At 53.6% G+C, this 15,598-nt stretch carries 23 protein-coding genes; 17 read left to right on the top strand and 6 right to left on the bottom strand.

What is annotated here, in order from left to right; genetic code table 11:
• Positions 1 to 3: 3 nt before the first annotated feature.
• From rplO to K5R89_RS24690, 11 genes are all read left to right on the top strand, one after another.
• Positions 4 to 438, top strand: coding sequence for a 50S ribosomal protein L15 (rplO, locus tag K5R89_RS24740; protein ID WP_217220818.1), 435 nt, complete (start codon positions 4 to 6; stop codon positions 436 to 438).
• A gap of 7 nt (positions 439 to 445) precedes the next feature.
• Positions 446 to 1,777, top strand: a complete 1,332-nt coding sequence (gene secY, locus K5R89_RS24735; RefSeq protein ID WP_002919515.1) for a preprotein translocase subunit SecY — start codon at positions 446 to 448, stop codon at positions 1,775 to 1,777.
• Positions 1,778 to 1,810: 33 nt separating this feature from the next.
• The gene (rpmJ, locus tag K5R89_RS24730; protein ID WP_000868187.1) at positions 1,811 to 1,927 is read left to right on the top strand and encodes a 50S ribosomal protein L36; all 117 of its coding nucleotides are present in this window, start codon (positions 1,811 to 1,813) and stop codon (positions 1,925 to 1,927) included.
• A gap of 146 nt (positions 1,928 to 2,073) precedes the next feature.
• Positions 2,074 to 2,430 (top strand): 30S ribosomal protein S13, encoded by a 357-nt coding sequence (gene rpsM / locus K5R89_RS24725; RefSeq protein ID WP_002919259.1) that lies wholly within the window; start codon positions 2,074 to 2,076, stop codon positions 2,428 to 2,430.
• Positions 2,431 to 2,446: 16 nt separating this feature from the next.
• A complete protein-coding gene (gene rpsK, locus K5R89_RS24720) occupies positions 2,447 to 2,836 on the top strand; it encodes a 30S ribosomal protein S11 (protein ID WP_002919257.1) in 390 nt (129 codons plus the stop codon).
• A gap of 33 nt (positions 2,837 to 2,869) precedes the next feature.
• Positions 2,870 to 3,490: a 30S ribosomal protein S4 gene (gene rpsD, locus K5R89_RS24715; RefSeq protein WP_002919224.1), complete on the top strand. Its 621-nt coding sequence runs from the start codon at positions 2,870 to 2,872 to the stop codon at positions 3,488 to 3,490.
• 25 nt (positions 3,491 to 3,515) lie between these two features.
• A complete protein-coding gene (gene rpoA / locus K5R89_RS24710) occupies positions 3,516 to 4,505 on the top strand; it encodes a DNA-directed RNA polymerase subunit alpha (protein WP_002919219.1) in 990 nt (329 codons plus the stop codon).
• Between the two features lie 40 nt (positions 4,506 to 4,545).
• Positions 4,546 to 4,932, top strand: a complete 387-nt coding sequence (rplQ, locus tag K5R89_RS24705; protein WP_002919206.1) for a 50S ribosomal protein L17 — start codon at positions 4,546 to 4,548, stop codon at positions 4,930 to 4,932.
• A 108-nt stretch (positions 4,933 to 5,040) separates the two neighbouring features.
• The gene (locus K5R89_RS24700; protein WP_087827472.1) at positions 5,041 to 5,409 is read left to right on the top strand and encodes a DUF1992 domain-containing protein; all 369 of its coding nucleotides are present in this window, start codon (positions 5,041 to 5,043) and stop codon (positions 5,407 to 5,409) included.
• A gap of 2 nt (positions 5,410 to 5,411) precedes the next feature.
• A complete protein-coding gene (gene zntR, locus K5R89_RS24695) occupies positions 5,412 to 5,837 on the top strand; it encodes a Zn(2+)-responsive transcriptional regulator (RefSeq protein WP_023291172.1) in 426 nt (141 codons plus the stop codon).
• A 57-nt stretch (positions 5,838 to 5,894) separates the two neighbouring features.
• Positions 5,895 to 6,173 (top strand): alternative ribosome-rescue factor A, encoded by a 279-nt coding sequence (locus tag K5R89_RS24690; RefSeq protein WP_023291171.1) that lies wholly within the window; start codon positions 5,895 to 5,897, stop codon positions 6,171 to 6,173.
• On the opposite strand, the gene mscL is transcribed toward K5R89_RS24690, so the two are convergent.
• The 5 genes from mscL to def all read right to left on the bottom strand — a co-directional run bounded on the left by mscL (position 6,109) and on the right by def (position 10,871).
• Positions 6,109 to 6,522, bottom strand: a complete 414-nt coding sequence (gene mscL, locus K5R89_RS24685; protein ID WP_004145325.1) for a large-conductance mechanosensitive channel protein MscL — start codon at positions 6,520 to 6,522, stop codon at positions 6,109 to 6,111. The genes K5R89_RS24690 and mscL overlap by 65 nt on opposite strands.
• Before the next feature lie 139 nt (positions 6,523 to 6,661).
• Positions 6,662 to 8,038: a Trk system potassium transporter TrkA gene (gene trkA / locus K5R89_RS24680; protein WP_002919153.1), complete on the bottom strand. Its 1,377-nt coding sequence runs from the start codon at positions 8,036 to 8,038 to the stop codon at positions 6,662 to 6,664.
• 13 nt (positions 8,039 to 8,051) lie between these two features.
• Complete coding sequence (rsmB, locus tag K5R89_RS24675; RefSeq protein ID WP_023291170.1) at positions 8,052 to 9,347, bottom strand: 16S rRNA (cytosine(967)-C(5))-methyltransferase RsmB; 1,296 nt, start codon at positions 9,345 to 9,347, stop codon at positions 8,052 to 8,054.
• A 52-nt stretch (positions 9,348 to 9,399) separates the two neighbouring features.
• A complete protein-coding gene (gene fmt, locus K5R89_RS24670) occupies positions 9,400 to 10,347 on the bottom strand; it encodes a methionyl-tRNA formyltransferase (RefSeq protein ID WP_017900611.1) in 948 nt (315 codons plus the stop codon).
• A 14-nt stretch (positions 10,348 to 10,361) separates the two neighbouring features.
• The gene (gene def / locus K5R89_RS24665) at positions 10,362 to 10,871 is read right to left on the bottom strand and encodes a peptide deformylase (RefSeq protein ID WP_004206802.1); all 510 of its coding nucleotides are present in this window, start codon (positions 10,869 to 10,871) and stop codon (positions 10,362 to 10,364) included.
• A gap of 128 nt (positions 10,872 to 10,999) precedes the next feature.
• Here def and dprA point away from each other — a divergent pair, with 128 nt between their 5' ends.
• Genes dprA through K5R89_RS24635 form a run of 6 tightly spaced genes read left to right on the top strand, consistent with a single transcriptional unit; the run spans position 11,000 to position 14,791 of the window.
• On the top strand, positions 11,000 to 12,124 hold the full coding sequence (gene dprA / locus K5R89_RS24660) for a DNA-protecting protein DprA (protein WP_087827473.1): 1,125 nt from the start codon (positions 11,000 to 11,002) through the stop codon (positions 12,122 to 12,124).
• Complete coding sequence (gene smg, locus K5R89_RS24655; RefSeq protein WP_002919137.1) at positions 12,096 to 12,569, top strand: DUF494 family protein Smg; 474 nt, start codon at positions 12,096 to 12,098, stop codon at positions 12,567 to 12,569. Before dprA ends, smg begins: the two co-directional genes overlap by 29 nt.
• A gap of 26 nt (positions 12,570 to 12,595) precedes the next feature.
• Entirely contained in the window at positions 12,596 to 13,138 is a 543-nt protein-coding gene (locus K5R89_RS24650) for a type I DNA topoisomerase (protein ID WP_044524935.1), read from the top strand.
• Positions 13,139 to 13,142: 4 nt separating this feature from the next.
• A complete protein-coding gene (gene tsaC / locus K5R89_RS24645) occupies positions 13,143 to 13,715 on the top strand; it encodes an L-threonylcarbamoyladenylate synthase type 1 TsaC (RefSeq protein ID WP_004206805.1) in 573 nt (190 codons plus the stop codon).
• A 3-nt stretch (positions 13,716 to 13,718) separates the two neighbouring features.
• Positions 13,719 to 14,537, top strand: a complete 819-nt coding sequence (aroE, locus tag K5R89_RS24640; protein WP_032454195.1) for a shikimate dehydrogenase — start codon at positions 13,719 to 13,721, stop codon at positions 14,535 to 14,537.
• Positions 14,534 to 14,791 (top strand): DUF1488 domain-containing protein, encoded by a 258-nt coding sequence (locus tag K5R89_RS24635; RefSeq protein WP_048298473.1) that lies wholly within the window; start codon positions 14,534 to 14,536, stop codon positions 14,789 to 14,791. Before aroE ends, K5R89_RS24635 begins: the two co-directional genes overlap by 4 nt.
• On the opposite strand, the gene K5R89_RS24630 is transcribed toward K5R89_RS24635, so the two are convergent.
• Positions 14,767 to 15,321 carry a gamma carbonic anhydrase family protein gene (locus K5R89_RS24630; protein ID WP_044524944.1) on the bottom strand — a complete coding sequence of 185 codons (555 nt, stop codon included), beginning with the start codon at positions 15,319 to 15,321 and terminating at the stop codon, positions 14,767 to 14,769. The two genes, K5R89_RS24635 and K5R89_RS24630, sit on opposite strands and share 25 nt — an antisense overlap.
• Between the last annotated feature and the right edge of the window lie 277 nt (positions 15,322 to 15,598).

Here is a 15,598-nt window from a genome sequence, read left to right as displayed (position 1 = left end):
GAGATGCGTTTAAATACTCTGTCTCCGTCCGAAGGCTCCAAAAAGGCGGGTAAACGCCTGGGTCGTGGTATCGGTTCTGGCCTCGGTAAAACCGGTGGTCGTGGTCACAAAGGTCAGAAATCTCGTTCTGGCGGTGGCGTACGTCGCGGTTTCGAGGGTGGTCAGATGCCTCTGTACCGTCGTCTGCCGAAATTCGGCTTCACTTCTCGTAAAGCGATGATCACCGCAGAGATCCGTCTCTCCGATCTGGCTCACGTAGAAGGCGATGTAGTAGACCTGAACGCGCTGAAAGCGGCTAACATTATCGGTGTCCAGATCGAGTTCGCGAAAGTGATCCTGTCTGGTGAGGTAACTCGTCCGGTAACTGTTCGTGGCCTGCGTGTGACTAAAGGTGCTCGTGCTGCTATCGAAGCTGCTGGCGGTAAAATTGAGGAATAAGTAGCAGATGGCTAAACAACCGGGATTAGATTTTCAAAGTGCCAAAGGTGGCCTTGGCGAACTGAAACGCAGACTTCTGTTTGTGGTCGGTGCGCTGATAGTGTTCCGTATTGGCTCTTTTATTCCGATCCCTGGTATTGATGCCGCTGTACTTGCCAAACTGCTTGAGCAACAGCGAGGCACCATCATTGAAATGTTCAACATGTTCTCTGGTGGTGCTCTCAGCCGTGCTTCTATCTTTGCATTGGGGATTATGCCGTATATCTCGGCATCAATCATCGTGCAGCTGCTGACGGTGGTTTATCAACCGCTGGCGGAACTGAAGAAAGAAGGGGAGTCTGGTCGTCGTAAGATCAGCCAGTACACCCGCTACGGTACTCTGGTGCTGGCGATATTCCAGTCGATCGGTATTGCTACCGGTCTGCCGAATATGCCTGGTATGCAGGGCCTGGTGATTAATCCAGGCTTTGCATTCTATTTCACCGCTGTTGTTAGTCTGGTCACAGGGACTATGTTCCTGATGTGGCTCGGCGAACAGATCACTGAACGCGGTATCGGTAACGGTATCTCGATCATTATCTTCGCCGGTATCGTTGCGGGACTCCCGCCGGCCATCGCCCATACTATCGAGCAAGCGCGTCAAGGCGACCTGCACTTCCTCCTGTTGCTGTTGGTTGCAGTATTAGTATTTGCAGTGACCTTCTTTGTTGTATTCGTTGAACGTGGGCAACGCCGCATTGTGGTAAACTACGCGAAACGTCAACAGGGTCGTCGTGTCTATGCTGCACAGAGCACACATTTACCGCTGAAAGTGAATATGGCGGGGGTAATCCCGGCAATCTTCGCTTCCAGTATTATACTGTTCCCGGCAACCATCACGTCATGGTTCGGGGGTGGTACTGGTTGGAACTGGCTGACAACAATTTCGCTGTATTTGCAGCCTGGGCAACCGCTTTATGTGTTACTCTATGCGTCTGCAATCATCTTCTTCTGTTTCTTCTACACGGCGTTGGTTTTCAACCCGCGTGAAACAGCAGATAACCTGAAGAAGTCCGGTGCATTTGTACCAGGAATTCGTCCGGGAGAGCAAACGGCGAAGTATATCGATAAAGTGATGACTCGCCTGACTCTGGTTGGTGCGTTGTACATTACTTTTATCTGCCTGATCCCGGAGTTCATGCGTGACGCGATGAAAGTGCCGTTCTACTTCGGTGGGACCTCGCTGCTTATCGTTGTTGTCGTGATTATGGACTTTATGGCTCAAGTGCAAACTCTGATGATGTCCAGTCAGTATGAGTCTGCATTGAAGAAGGCGAACCTGAAAGGCTACGGCCGCTAAAACTGGTCGCCCGAGAAGTTACGGAGAGTAAAAATGAAAGTTCGTGCTTCCGTCAAGAAATTATGCCGTAACTGCAAAATCGTTAAGCGTGATGGCGTCATCCGTGTGATTTGCAGTGCCGAGCCGAAGCATAAACAGCGCCAAGGCTGATTTTTTCGCATATTTTTCTTGCAAAGTTGGATTGAGCTGGCTAGATTAGCCAGCCAATCTTTTGTATGTCTGTACGTTTCCATTTGAGTATCCTGAAAACGGGCTTTTCAGCATGGTGCGTACATATTAAATAGTAGGAGTGCATAGTGGCCCGTATAGCAGGCATTAACATTCCTGATCACAAACATACCGTAATCGCTTTAACCGCTATTTTCGGTATCGGCAAAACCCGTTCTAAAGCCATCTGCGCTGAAACGGGCATCGCTGAAAATGTTAAGATCAGTGAGCTGTCTGAAGAACAAATTGATATTCTGCGTGAAGCAGTAGGTAAATTTGTCGTTGAAGGTGATCTGCGCCGTGAAATCACCCTGAGCATCAAGCGTCTGATGGACCTTGGTTGCTACCGTGGTTTGCGTCATCGTCGTGGTCTCCCGGTTCGCGGTCAGCGTACCAAGACCAACGCACGTACCCGTAAGGGTCCGCGTAAACCGATCAAGAAATAATCGGGGTGATTGAATAATGGCAAAGGCACCAATTCGTGCACGTAAGCGTGTAAGAAAACAAGTCTCTGACGGCGTGGCTCATATCCATGCTTCTTTTAACAACACCATCGTTACCATTACTGATCGTCAGGGTAACGCACTGGGTTGGGCAACAGCCGGTGGTTCCGGTTTCCGTGGTTCTCGCAAATCCACTCCGTTCGCAGCTCAGGTTGCAGCAGAGCGTTGCGCAGAAGCCGTAAAAGAATACGGCATCAAGAATCTGGAAGTTATGGTCAAAGGTCCGGGTCCGGGTCGCGAATCTACCATTCGTGCACTGAACGCCGCTGGTTTCCGCATCACTAATATTACTGATGTGACTCCGATCCCTCATAACGGTTGTCGTCCGCCGAAAAAACGTCGCGTATAACGCTGCGTTTTCCAGGTTAGTTGGAGAAAGAAAATGGCAAGATATTTGGGTCCTAAGCTCAAGCTGAGCCGTCGTGAGGGCACCGACTTATTCCTTAAGTCTGGCGTTCGCGCGATCGATACCAAGTGTAAAATTGAACAAGCTCCTGGCCAGCACGGTGCGCGTAAGCCGCGTCTGTCTGACTATGGTGTGCAGTTGCGTGAAAAGCAAAAAGTTCGCCGTATGTACGGTGTGCTGGAGCGTCAGTTCCGTAACTACTATAAAGAAGCAGCACGTCTGAAAGGCAACACCGGTGAAAACCTGTTGGCTCTGCTGGAAGGTCGTCTGGACAACGTTGTATACCGTATGGGCTTCGGCGCCACTCGTGCTGAAGCACGCCAGCTGGTTAGCCACAAAGCGATTATGGTAAACGGTCGTGTTGTTAACATCGCTTCTTATCAGGTTAAAGCGAATGACGTTGTCAGCATTCGTGAGAAAGCGAAAAAGCAATCTCGCGTGAAAGCCGCTCTGGAGCTGGCTGAGCAGCGTGAAAAGCCAACCTGGCTGGAAGTTGATGCTGGCAAGATGGAAGGTACGTTCAAGCGTCAGCCGGAGCGTTCTGATCTGTCTGCGGACATTAACGAACACCTGATCGTCGAGCTTTACTCCAAGTAAAGCTTAGTACCAAAGAGAGGACACAATGCAGGGTTCTGTGACAGAGTTTCTAAAACCGCGCCTGGTCGATATCGAGCAAGTGAGTTCGACGCACGCCAAGGTGACCCTTGAGCCTTTAGAGCGTGGCTTCGGCCATACTCTGGGTAACGCACTGCGCCGTATTCTGCTCTCATCGATGCCGGGTTGCGCGGTGACCGAGGTTGAGATTGATGGTGTACTGCACGAGTACAGCACCAAAGAAGGCGTTCAGGAAGACATCCTTGAAATCCTGCTCAACCTGAAAGGGCTGGCGGTGAGAGTTCAGGGTAAAGATGAAGTCATCCTTACTTTGAATAAATCTGGCATTGGCCCTGTGACCGCAGCCGACATTACCCACGACGGTGATGTCGAAATCGTCAAGCCGCAGCACGTGATTTGCCACCTGACTGATGAGAACGCTGCTATCAGCATGCGTATCAAAGTTCAGCGCGGTCGCGGTTATGTGCCGGCTTCTGCCCGAATTCATTCGGAAGAAGATGAGCGCCCAATCGGCCGTCTGCTGGTCGACGCCTGCTACAGCCCTGTAGAGCGTATTGCCTACAATGTTGAAGCTGCGCGTGTAGAACAGCGTACCGACCTGGACAAGCTGGTCATCGAAATGGAAACCAACGGCACAATCGATCCTGAAGAGGCGATTCGTCGTGCGGCAACCATCCTGGCTGAACAACTGGAAGCTTTTGTTGACTTACGTGATGTACGTCAGCCAGAAGTGAAAGAAGAGAAACCAGAATTCGATCCGATCCTGCTGCGCCCTGTTGACGATCTGGAATTGACTGTCCGCTCTGCTAACTGCCTCAAGGCAGAAGCTATCCACTATATCGGTGATCTGGTACAGCGTACCGAGGTTGAGTTGCTGAAAACGCCGAACCTGGGTAAAAAATCTCTTACTGAGATTAAAGACGTGCTGGCTTCCCGTGGACTGTCTCTGGGCATGCGCCTGGAAAACTGGCCACCAGCAAGCATTGCTGACGAGTAACCGGATCACAGGTTAAGGTTTTACTGAGAAGGATAAGGTCATGCGCCATCGTAAGAGTGGTCGTCAACTGAACCGCAACAGCAGCCATCGCCAGGCTATGTTCCGTAACATGGCAGGTTCGCTGGTTCGTCATGAAATCATCAAGACGACCCTGCCGAAAGCGAAAGAACTGCGTCGCGTAGTTGAGCCGCTGATTACTCTTGCCAAGACTGATAGCGTTGCTAATCGTCGTCTGGCATTCGCCCGTACTCGTGATAACGAGATCGTGGCAAAACTGTTTAACGAGCTGGGCCCGCGTTTCGCGAGCCGCGCCGGTGGTTACACTCGCATTCTGAAGTGTGGCTTCCGTGCAGGCGACAACGCGCCGATGGCATACATCGAGCTGGTTGATCGTGCTGAGCCGAAAGCAGAAGCTGCTGCAGAGTAATCTGTAGTAACGTAAAAAAACCCGCCCCGGCGGGTTTTTTTATATCTACCCCATCCCCACTTCACTACAATATCTGTACTCTTTTTGTTCATCCCCCGGAGCCGTAGAATGTGGTTACTGGATCAGTGGGCAGAACGCCATATCCTCGATGCCCAAACCAAAGGCGAGTTCGATAATTTACCCGGTAGCGGCGTGCCGCTAACGCTCGATGACGATTCGCATGTACCGGCCGAGCTGCGGGCAGGCTATCGCCTTCTGAAGAATGCAGGGTGTCTTCCCCCGGAGCTGGAGCAGCGCAAAGAAGCGGTGGCTCTGGCAGACTTGCTTAATGGGGTCCGTCAGGACGACCCGCGGCATGCCGAGCTCAGCAAGCGCCTCGCTCTGCTCGAGCTTAAGCTGCGTCAGGCAGGACTGAACACCGACTTTTTACGCGGTGAGTACGCCGATGCGTTGCTGCACAAAATTAATCAGGAGTGAATATGTATCGTATTGGTGAGCTGGCAAAACTGGCTGATGTGACGCCAGATACCATCCGTTATTATGAAAAACAGCAAATGATGGATCATGACGTGCGCACTGAGGGGGGATTTCGTCTTTACTCGGATAACGATCTTCAGCGTTTGCGCTTTATTCGCTATGCCCGTCAGCTGGGCTTTACTCTGGAAGCGATCCGCGAATTATTGTCGATCCGTATCGATCCGGAGCATCACACCTGTCAGGAGTCGAAAGGGATCGTTCAGGCGCGATTAAGCGAAGTTGAGGCGCGGATCAACGAGCTACAAACGATGCGTCGCTCTCTGCAACGGCTCAATGATGCGTGCTGCGGCACAGCTCACAGCAGCGTTTACTGTTCGATCCTCGAGGCCCTTGAGCAAGGCGCCAGCAACGGCAATACCGGGCGTTGATTTTTTGTGCGCGCGGATCTACACTCGCGCGGAATTCACACATCCACTGGAGTTACTATGAGTCGCTATCAGCATACCAAAGGACAAATTAAAGATAACGCCATTGAGGCACTTCTCCACGATCCATTATTCAGGCAGCGCGTAGAGAAGAATAAGAAAGGGAAAGGAAGCTATCAACGTAAAGATAAACATGCAGCAAGGAATGACCGGGAGGCCAGTGGCAAGCAAGCGAATCGCTTTTTTACCACTGGCCTTCTGCTTTCACTGCTGATTAAGAACGGTTGTTTTGTTCTTTCAGCAGATCGCGAATTTCGCTCAGCAGGACTTCTTCTTTAGAGGGCGCTGGCGGTGCCGCCGGAGCCTCTTCTTTCTTACGATTTAACTTATTCATCAGTTTAATCGCCATGAAAATGGCAAATGCGACGATGATGAAATCGAAAACGTTCTGAATAAACACCCCGTAGTGCATCACCACTGCCGGTACATCACCCTGGGCATCGCGCAGCGTGACGGCAAACTGTTTAAAATCGATCCCGCCAATCAACAGGCCGAGCGGCGGCATAATAATATCCGCGACCAGCGACGAAACAATTTTACCGAATGCTGCACCGATGATCACACCCACTGCCAAATCGACAACGTTCCCGCGCATCGCGAATTCGCGAAACTCTTTTAAAAAACTCATTTTATTCTCCTTGAGCCAGCTGACGTTGTAAGTTTAACAAATGTATTTTCATTTGCCATTCCCCGTAGAGCGTTACAGGAAAATATTAACCTTTGAATAATAAGGGATAATAAAAGGCGCCTGTTCGACGCCCTGGGAATTACAGGAAGAAGGGGCTTGGCTGGAACAGCCTTTCTACATCGGAAATAAACTTTTTATCAGTCAAAAACATGATCACATGATCGCCCTGCTCGATCCGCAGATTATTATTGGCGATCATCACGTCATTCCCGCGCACGACGGCGCCGATGATCGTGCCTGGCGGAAGCTTGATCTCATCGATCGACCGCCCGACCACTCGCGAGGTGCTCTCATCGCCGTGTGCCACTGCTTCGATCGCTTCCGCAACGCCGCGGCGCAGGGAGGAGACGCCGACAATATCGGCCTTACGGACATGGCTGAGGAGGGCGGAAATCGTGGCCTGCTGAGGCGATATCGCGATATCAATGACGCTACCCTGAACCAGATCCACATAGGCTCTGCGCTGGATCAGCACCATCACTTTTTTGGCCCCCATTCGCTTGGCCAGCATCGCAGACATGATGTTTGCTTCGTCATCGTTAGTGACGGCAATAAACAGGTCCACCTGGTCAATATGCTCTTCGGCCAGCAGCTCCTGATCCGATGCATCACCGTAGAAGACGATAGTATGCTGCAGTTTTTCTGCCAGCTCAGCGGCTCGCTGCTGATTGCGCTCGATAAGCTTAACGCTGTAGTCTTTTTCCAGCTTATGGGCCAGGCCCGCGCCAATATTGCCGCCGCCGACCAACATGATGCGTTTGTAAGGTTTCTCCAGACGCTGGAGTTCGCTCATGACCGCGCGAATATGCTGCGAGGCGGCAATAAAGAAGACTTCATCGCCGGCCTCGACAATCGTCGAACCCTGTGGGCGGATGGGGCGATCGTGGCGGAAAATGGCGGCCACGCGCGTATCGATATGCGGCATATGCTCGCGCATGGTGGACAACGCATTCCCCACCAGCGGACCACCGTAATAGGCTTTCACCACGGCGAGGCTGACTTTACCTTCGGCGAAGTTCACGACCTGCAGCGCGCCGGGATATTCTATCAGGCGATGAATATTGTCGATGACCAGCTGTTCCGGAGCGATTAAGTGATCGATGGGCACAGCTTCAGAATTGAAGAGCTTTTCCGCATCGCGGACGTAATCAGGCGCACGAATACGGGCTATACGGTTTGGCGTATTGAATAATGAATAGGCGACCTGACAGGCCACCATGTTGGTTTCATCCGAACTGGTGACCGCCACCAGCATATCGGCATCATCGGCTCCTGCCTCGCGCAGTACGCGGGGGTGAGAACCGTGCCCCTGGACGACACGCAGGTCGAACTTATCCTGCAGGCTGCGCAGACGGTCGCCATTGGTATCAACCAGCGTAATATCATTGTTCTCGCCGACGAGGTTCTCCGCCAGCGTGCCGCCGACCTGGCCGGCGCCCAGAATAATAATCTTCATCTGCAGTGATCCATTAGTTCCGACGTTTGATTAGCTTAGCGTAAAAGAAGCCATCGCCTTCTTCCGCACCCGGCAGATTTTGCTGTCCCGGGCTTGCCGGCGTACCGGTTGCGTGAAGCTCTGCATCCGGGGTCCGCGCGAGGAACGCGGCAATTTGCTGACTATTCTCTTCCGGCAGAATAGAACAGGTAGCGTAAACCAACGTGCCGCCTGGCTTCAGATGCCCCCAGATGGCATTGAGGATCTCGGCCTGCAGCTGGGCTAAATCGCCGATATCCCGATCCCGGCGCAGCCATTTGATATCCGGGTGGCGGCGAATAACGCCGGTGGCGGAACAGGGGGCATCCAGCAGAATACGATCGAACTGCTCGCTGCCACACCACTGCTCAGGGAAGCGACCATCGCCCTGTTTGACTTCGGCTTTCATGCCCAGCCGTTTAAGGTTGTCATAGACGCGGGAAAGACGCTGTTCATCAATGTCCACCGCCATGACCTCAGCCTGGGGAGCGACTTCCAGAATATGCGTCGTCTTGCCGCCCGGCGCGGCGCAGAGATCGAGAATGCGCTCGCCGTTTTCCGGCTGCAGATAGCGCATGCAGCCCTGGGCCGAGGCATCCTGAACGGTTACCCATCCTTCGGCAAAACCCGGCAACGCATGGACCGGGGCAGGGGTGGCCAGACGCACGGCGTCGGGATAGTCAGGGTGGGTGAAGCCCTCTAAGCCGGCCTCTTTAAGCAGAGCAAGCCATTCGTCTCGGGAATGATGGTTGCGGTTAACGCGCAGCCACATCGGCGGGCGCTGGTTGTTCGCATCGACGATCTCCTGCCATTGTTGCGGCCAGGCCTGCTGCAGACGCTTCAGCAGCCATTTGGGATGAAGGTAGCGGTTTTCCTGCCCGGCGAATTCTGCCAGTAGCTCTTCCTGCTGGCGCTGAAACTGGCGTAACACCCCATTGATCAGCCCTTTAAGCTGCGGGCGCTTAATCGCCACCGCGCCTTCTACCGTTTCAGCCAGCGCGGCGTGCGGAGGGATGCGGGTGTAGAGTAACTGATAGAGCCCAACCATAATCAGAAAGTGCACGGTGCGCTGTTTGCCGGTCATCGGGCGCGCCATCAGCTTGCTGATAAGCCACTCCAGCTGGCTGAGCGTACGCAGTACGCCAAAACACAGCTCCTGCAGCAGCGCTTTGTCTTTATCGCTGACTTTTTGCTGTAGAGGGGGCAGGACGTTGCTTAAAGACTGACCTTTTTCAACGACTTGCTCGATAGCCTGGGCGGCCAGGCTGCGTAAATTTATATTCTTTTTCATAAGCGCAAAAATAAAAATGCCCGGCGAACCCGGGCTTCAGAAGAGACGACCGTCAGGCGAGACGGGTGCCAGGAGTAAACCACTCCCGGCGGGAATTGAGTAAATCCTGGGCGCTCATCGCTTTTTTACCCGCAGGCTGTAGCGACTCCAGACTGAGGATCCCATCGCCCGTGGCGACCTGGATACCCTGTTTGGTTGCTGCCACGATAGTACCCGGTTCGGCATGCGCGGCTTCGGCAATGACCGATGCCCGCCACACTTTTAGCGGCTGCCCGTCAATTTCCAGCCAACTCATTGGCCACGGATTAAAGGCGCGGATGCAGCGCTCCAGCTGTGCGGCAGAAAGCGACCAGTCGATGCGAGCTTCTTCTTTACTCAGCTTCTCGGCGTGGCACACCAGCGATTCATCCTGTACTTCAGGCTGTGCGGTGCCGTTGGCCAGCTGGGCTAAGGTTGCCAGCAGACCTTGAGGGCCGAGCTCGGCCAGCTTATCGTACAGGCTGCCGCTGGTATCCTCTGCGGTAATGGGGCAGGAAAGCTTATACAGCATATCACCCGTATCAAGGCCGACGTCCATCTGCATGATGGTTACGCCTGTTTCGCTATCCCCCGCCCACAGCGAACGCTGGATCGGCGCTGCGCCACGCCAGCGCGGTAGCAGGGAGCCGTGAACGTTGATGCAGCCCAGACGGGGCATCTCCAGCACCGCTTTCGGGAGAATCAAACCGTACGCCACCACCACCATGATATCGGCGCCGAGATCGGCGACTAATTGTTGGTTGTCCTGCGGACGCAGGGAAGATGGCTGGAATACAGGTAAGTTATGGGCTTCAGCCAGCACCTTTACCGGGCTCGGCATCAATTTTTTGCCGCGGCCAGCAGGACGGTCTGGCTGAGTGAATACGCCAACAACCTGATGTTCAGACGACAACAGCGCGTCAAGATGACGCGCTGCAAAATCGGGGGTGCCGGCGAAAATGATACGTAGTGATTGTGACACGGTATTCCTTGTTATCAGGCACGGGAACGTAAACGATCCAGTTTCTCAACCTTCTGACGAATGCGCTGTTGTTTGAGCGGTGACAGATAATCAATAAACAGTTTGCCGACCAGATGATCCATCTCATGCTGAATACAGATAGCCAGCAGGCCATCGGCCTCCAGTTCAAATGGCTTACCGTCGCGATCCAGCGCTCGGATCTTCACTTTTTCCGCACGCGGCACCAGGGCGCGCTGTTCCGGAATCGACAGGCAGCCTTCTTCGATGCCCGTTTCGCCATCTTTTTCCAGCAGCTCCGGGTTGATTAACACCAGCTGCTCTTCACGATTTTCCGACACATCAATAACGATAATGCGCTGATGGATATCGACCTGGGTCGCGGCCAGACCAATGCCCTCCTCAGCGTACATGGTGTCGAACATATCATCGACGATACGCTGAATTTCCGCATTCACTTCTTTGACCGGCTCGGCGACTTTGCGAAGGCGCTCGTCCGGAATATGTAACACTTGCAAAACTGCCATAAAGTTCCAGAGTCGTATTCAGGAGTTGATAAGATTATTAGCTCTATTCTAGACAAAACACCCTGCAATTGACAGTCTCACTGTCCAATCGCAAAGATTGTCAATACCGCTTATGGCAGGGGGTAAGGATGACGCCCGACGAGATTTGGCTGCGGCTGATGAAGGTCAGTAACTTGTATGGCGACAGAATGCTGAAGATCGCACAGCGCTTATGCGCAGCCGCCAGCGTTGATCGTGAAGCGCTGCATGCTGTCGGGATGTCCGCGGCGCAAGCAACGTTATTTTTTCGGCTTGACGGGCGTGAGCTTGATGAGACGCGGCACTGGCTGGAGAACCCGGAACATCATCTGTTACGGGCCGACGATCCGCGCTTTCCGTTTCGGCTAAGGGCCATCGCTGATTACCCCGGTGCGTTGTTGGTCAGCGGCGATCCCGCTCTGCTTCACAGCGCGCAGCTTGCCGTTATTGGTAGTCGCCTGCATTCCTGGTATGGCGCTCGCTGGGGGAAGCTTTTCAGCGAAACGTTGGCGCGTAAAGGAATGACTATCACCAGTGGGCTGGCGTTAGGCATTGATGGCGTAGCGCATCGCGGCGCGCTCGCGGCCGAGGGCAAAACCATCGCGGTACTGGGCAACGGACTGGGTAAGGTTTATCCGCGGCGCCATGCAAGCCTCGCCCAGCAGATCATCGATAATGGCGGTGCGCTGGTGTCTGAATTTCCACTAATAACGCCGCCGCTTCCCGCGCATTTCCCCAGGCGCAACCGGATTATCAGCGGCCTGAGCCTGGGCGTGTTGGTGGTTGAGGCGGCATTGCGAAGCGGCTCGCTGGTTACCGTCCGCTGTGCTCTGGAGCAGGGAAGGGATGTGTTTGCCCTGCCTGGGCCGATAGGCAATCCGGGATCGGAAGGCCCACACTGGTTAATTAAGCAAGGCGCGGTGCCGGTGACCTCGCCAGAGGATATTGTGGAATACTGGCACAACGAGCTGACCTGGCTAACTGATACGTCTGATTCGATAAATAATTGCGCCGATCAGCCGTCTGTAGCATTGCCATTTCCGGAGCTCCTGGCTAACGTAGGAGATGAGGTAACACCTGTTGACGTTGTCGCTGAACGTGCCGGCCAATCTGTGCCAGTAACCGTAGCTCAGCTACTTGAACTGGAGTTAGCAGGCTGGATCGCAGCTGTACCCGGCGGCTATGTCCGATTAAGGAGGGCAAGCCATGTTCGACGTACTCATGTATTTGTTTGAAACTTACATCCATAGCGAAGCAGAAATGCGCGTGGATCAGGACAAACTGACGCGGGATCTTACCGACGCAGGTTTTGAGCGGGAAGATATCTATAACGCGTTAATGTGGCTCGAGAAACTGGCTGATTATCAGGAAGGTCTCGTTGAACCCATGCAGCTCGCTTCCGACCCACTGTCGCTTCGGGTATATACCGAAGAGGAGTGCCAGCGTCTGGATGCCAGTTGCCGGGGATTTTTACTCTTCCTCGAGCAGATTCAGGTGTTGAACCTCGAAACGCGAGAAATGGTGATAGAGCGCGTACTGGCGCTGGATACGGCAGAATTTGAGCTGGAGGACCTGAAATGGGTCATCCTGATGGTACTGTTCAATATTCCGGGCTGTGAAAACGCCTATCAGCAAATGGAAGAATTACTCTTCGAAGTAAATGAAGGTATGCTGCATTAATCTTTTTGCAGCAACATCGAGTTGTTATGACCAAATCAGCACTGTTTTCGGTGCGTAAAAATGAGCCCTGCCCGCAGTGCGGGGCTGAACTGGTGATCCGTTCCGGGAAACATGGCCCGTTTCTCGGCTGTTCGCATTATCCGGCCTGTGACTATATCCGTCCCCTGAAAAGTCAGGCGGACGGGCATGTCGTTAAGGTGCTGGAGGGGCAAGCATGCCCATCGTGCGGCGCGGTTATGGTGCTACGCCAGGGGCGTTTTGGGATGTTCATTGGCTGTAGCCGCTATCCGGAATGCGAACATACCGAGCTAATTGATAAACCAGATGAGACGGCTATTGCTTGCCCGCAGTGCGGACAAGGCCATCTGGTCCAGCGTCGTTCCCGTTTCGGTAAAACCTTTCACTCCTGCGATCGCTATCCTGATTGCCAGTTCGTTATCAATTTTAAACCGGTGGCGGGCGAATGCCCTGAATGCCATTACCCGCTGTTAATAGAAAAGAAGACGGCGCAGGGGCTCAGACGCTTCTGTGCCAGTAAACAATGTGGAAAGCCGATCCCGGCGGAATAAATCAGTGAACAATAACCTGCCCTCAGAAGCCGTCGCCCATGCCGTGGCGGTCCTGAATAATGAACATGTCATCGCCTATCCCACGGAAGCTGTTTTTGGCGTCGGCTGCGACCCTGACAGCGAAACGGCCGTTATGCGTCTGCTGGAGCTGAAGCAGCGTCCTGTTGAGAAGGGATTGATCCTTATCGCCGCTAGCTTTGAGCAGCTGAAGCCCTATATTGATGATTCTCGGTTAAGTGACTCGCAGCGGGCAGCAATCTTTTCCTGCTGGCCAGGACCGGTGACGTTTGTATTCCCGGCTCGTCCTGAAACGCCACGCTGGCTGACGGGTCGTTTTGATTCGCTGGCCGTACGCGTAACCAACCATCCGCTGGTGATTGAATTGTGCGAAGCCTACGGAAAACCGCTGGTCTCGACGAGCGCCAATCTCACCGGTCAACCGCCTTGCCGCACTACCGCAGAGGTCCGTGCTCAGTTTGGTGACAGCTTCCCGGTCGTGGATGGCGCTACGGGCGGACGTCAAAATCCATCTGAAATACGTGATGCCCTGACGGGTGAACTGTTCCGCCAGGGGTGAATCATGGAAACCTACGCTGTTTTTGGTAATCCGATTGCGCACAGCAAGTCGCCTTCTATTCACCACCTTTTTGCCCGCCAGTTAGGGATTACCCATCCTTATGGACGTGTGCTGGCGCCGCTGGACGATTTTGTCTCTTCTCTGAATCAGTTTTTTGCGGAAGGAGGAAAGGGCGCCAACGTTACCGTTCCTTTCAAAGAAGAAGCCTTTGCGCGCGCGGATGAACTGACAGAACGCGCTGCGCTGGCGGGAGCGGTGAATACCCTGAAACGTCTGGAAGATGGGCGTTTGCTGGGCGACAACACGGACGGTATTGGTCTTCTGAGCGATCTGGAGCGTCTGGGATTCATTAAGCCACGCCAGCGGATCCTGCTTATCGGTGCCGGTGGCGCATCGCGTGGGGTACTGCTGCCGCTGCTGTCGCTAGGGTGCGCTGTGACGATCGTCAATCGCACCTATGCTCGCGCCCATGAGTTAGCCACGCTCTTCGCCCATACCGGTAGCGTCAGCGCCCGGGAAATGGATACCTTAGCCGGGGAAACTTTCGATCTGATCGTCAATGCAACATCCAGTGGGATAGAGGGTGATGTGCCGGCTATCCCGGCGTCTGTTGTTAACCCCGACGTGTATTGCTATGACATGTTTTACCAGAAAGGGGCGACGCCATTTCTTCAGTGGTGCCAGCAGCATGGCGCAACCCACTGCGCTGACGGGCTGGGAATGCTGGTGGCGCAAGCCGCCCATGCTGTTCTGCTATGGCACGGCGTCCTGCCGGCTATCACCCCGGTTATAGAAAAGCTGCAACAGGAACTGAATGCATGAATCAGGCGATTCAGTTTCCCGATCGGGAATCATGGGATGCCGAACGGCAGGGCGTGGTTTTTCCCGCGCTGGTGAATGGGATGCAATTAACCTGCGTAATTTCAGGGCAGATCCTGCAGCAGCGTTTTGGCGCAGAGGGGCCAGCGCAGTGGCTGGCCGCATTCCGGGAACATCGTTGGGATCTTGAGGAAGAGGCTGAGGCATTGATCCGCGATAATCAGGAGGATGCTCAGGGTTGGGTCTGGCTCTCCTGATCCAGATATTCATCTTTCCATTTCACATAGTTATTTGCTGAATATTTTAGGCCTTCCCGCTCCGCCTCTGTCAGGGGGCGGATCTGTTTGACCGGATTGCCAAAGTAAAGGAAGCCGCTTTCAAGCTGTTTATTCTGCGGCACCAGACTTCCCGCGCCAATCATGACGTCATCACCAACCACGACACCATCTAACAAGATCGAACCCATACCAACCAGCACGCGGTTGCCGATAGTGCAGCCGTGCAGCATCACTTTGTGACCAACCGTCACATCCTCGCCAATGATCAGTGGATTTCCCTCAGGCTTGTAAGAGGATCTATGGGTAACGTGTAGAACGCTGCCGTCCTGAATATTGCTACGTTGACCTATCGACACGAAATTGACGTCGCCGCGAATGGCGACCAGAGGCCAGACGCTGACGTCATCGGCAATTCTGACATCACCGATGACGACGCTGGATGCGTCAATCATGACGCGAAGACCGATTTGCGGGAAAAATGTTTTATAGGGACGCAGGTGAGCAGACATGTTGACCTCAAAAATACGGGAGCGTAAGAAGACTTTGGTGGCTTTTATCTCGCTCTGCAACCCCTGAAAACGGTGAAAATTGAGCAAATCGCGCAATTACACGGCGAAAAGGGTGAAAAATCACCATTCAGAAAAAAAGATCGAAAAAAGGCTTGTGCAAAAAAATGGGATCCCTATAATGCGCTCCCACTGACACGGCAGATGTGAATCACTTCACACAAACAGCCGGTTCGGTTGAAGAGAAAAATCCTGAAAAACGGGTTGACTCTGAAAGAGG

Origin of the sequence: Klebsiella sp. TF21-TM (assembly GCF_019753495.1) — a bacterium.
In the GTDB taxonomy this organism is placed as follows: domain Bacteria; phylum Pseudomonadota; class Gammaproteobacteria; order Enterobacterales; family Enterobacteriaceae; genus Klebsiella; species Klebsiella quasipneumoniae.
The sequence above is the reverse complement of the archived record's forward strand: the minus strand, read 5'-3'. Positions and strand labels throughout refer to the sequence as shown.

Excerpts from the sequence above, each read along its gene's own strand:
- rplO (WP_217220818.1), top strand. The coding sequence starts at position 4 with ATGCGTTTAAATACTCTGTCTCCGTCCGAAGGCTCCAAAAAGGCGGGT.
- secY (WP_002919515.1), top strand. The coding sequence starts at position 446 with ATGGCTAAACAACCGGGATTAGATTTTCAAAGTGCCAAAGGTGGCCTT.
- rpmJ (WP_000868187.1), top strand. The coding sequence starts at position 1,811 with ATGAAAGTTCGTGCTTCCGTCAAGAAATTATGCCGTAACTGCAAAATC.
- rpsK (WP_002919257.1), top strand. The coding sequence starts at position 2,447 with ATGGCAAAGGCACCAATTCGTGCACGTAAGCGTGTAAGAAAACAAGTC.
- rpsD (WP_002919224.1), top strand. The coding sequence starts at position 2,870 with ATGGCAAGATATTTGGGTCCTAAGCTCAAGCTGAGCCGTCGTGAGGGC.
- rpoA (WP_002919219.1), top strand. The coding sequence starts at position 3,516 with ATGCAGGGTTCTGTGACAGAGTTTCTAAAACCGCGCCTGGTCGATATC.
- rplQ (WP_002919206.1), top strand. The coding sequence starts at position 4,546 with ATGCGCCATCGTAAGAGTGGTCGTCAACTGAACCGCAACAGCAGCCAT.
- K5R89_RS24700 (WP_087827472.1), top strand. The coding sequence starts at position 5,041 with ATGTGGTTACTGGATCAGTGGGCAGAACGCCATATCCTCGATGCCCAA.
- zntR (WP_023291172.1), top strand. The coding sequence starts at position 5,412 with ATGTATCGTATTGGTGAGCTGGCAAAACTGGCTGATGTGACGCCAGAT.
- K5R89_RS24690 (WP_023291171.1), top strand. The coding sequence starts at position 5,895 with ATGAGTCGCTATCAGCATACCAAAGGACAAATTAAAGATAACGCCATT.
- mscL (WP_004145325.1), bottom strand. The coding sequence starts at position 6,522 with ATGAGTTTTTTAAAAGAGTTTCGCGAATTCGCGATGCGCGGGAACGTT.
- trkA (WP_002919153.1), bottom strand. The coding sequence starts at position 8,038 with ATGAAGATTATTATTCTGGGCGCCGGCCAGGTCGGCGGCACGCTGGCG.
- rsmB (WP_023291170.1), bottom strand. The coding sequence starts at position 9,347 with ATGAAAAAGAATATAAATTTACGCAGCCTGGCCGCCCAGGCTATCGAG.
- def (WP_004206802.1), bottom strand. The coding sequence starts at position 10,871 with ATGGCAGTTTTGCAAGTGTTACATATTCCGGACGAGCGCCTTCGCAAA.
- dprA (WP_087827473.1), top strand. The coding sequence starts at position 11,000 with ATGACGCCCGACGAGATTTGGCTGCGGCTGATGAAGGTCAGTAACTTG.
- smg (WP_002919137.1), top strand. The coding sequence starts at position 12,096 with ATGTTCGACGTACTCATGTATTTGTTTGAAACTTACATCCATAGCGAA.
- K5R89_RS24650 (WP_044524935.1), top strand. The coding sequence starts at position 12,596 with ATGACCAAATCAGCACTGTTTTCGGTGCGTAAAAATGAGCCCTGCCCG.
- aroE (WP_032454195.1), top strand. The coding sequence starts at position 13,719 with ATGGAAACCTACGCTGTTTTTGGTAATCCGATTGCGCACAGCAAGTCG.
- K5R89_RS24635 (WP_048298473.1), top strand. The coding sequence starts at position 14,534 with ATGAATCAGGCGATTCAGTTTCCCGATCGGGAATCATGGGATGCCGAA.
- K5R89_RS24630 (WP_044524944.1), bottom strand. The coding sequence starts at position 15,321 with ATGTCTGCTCACCTGCGTCCCTATAAAACATTTTTCCCGCAAATCGGT.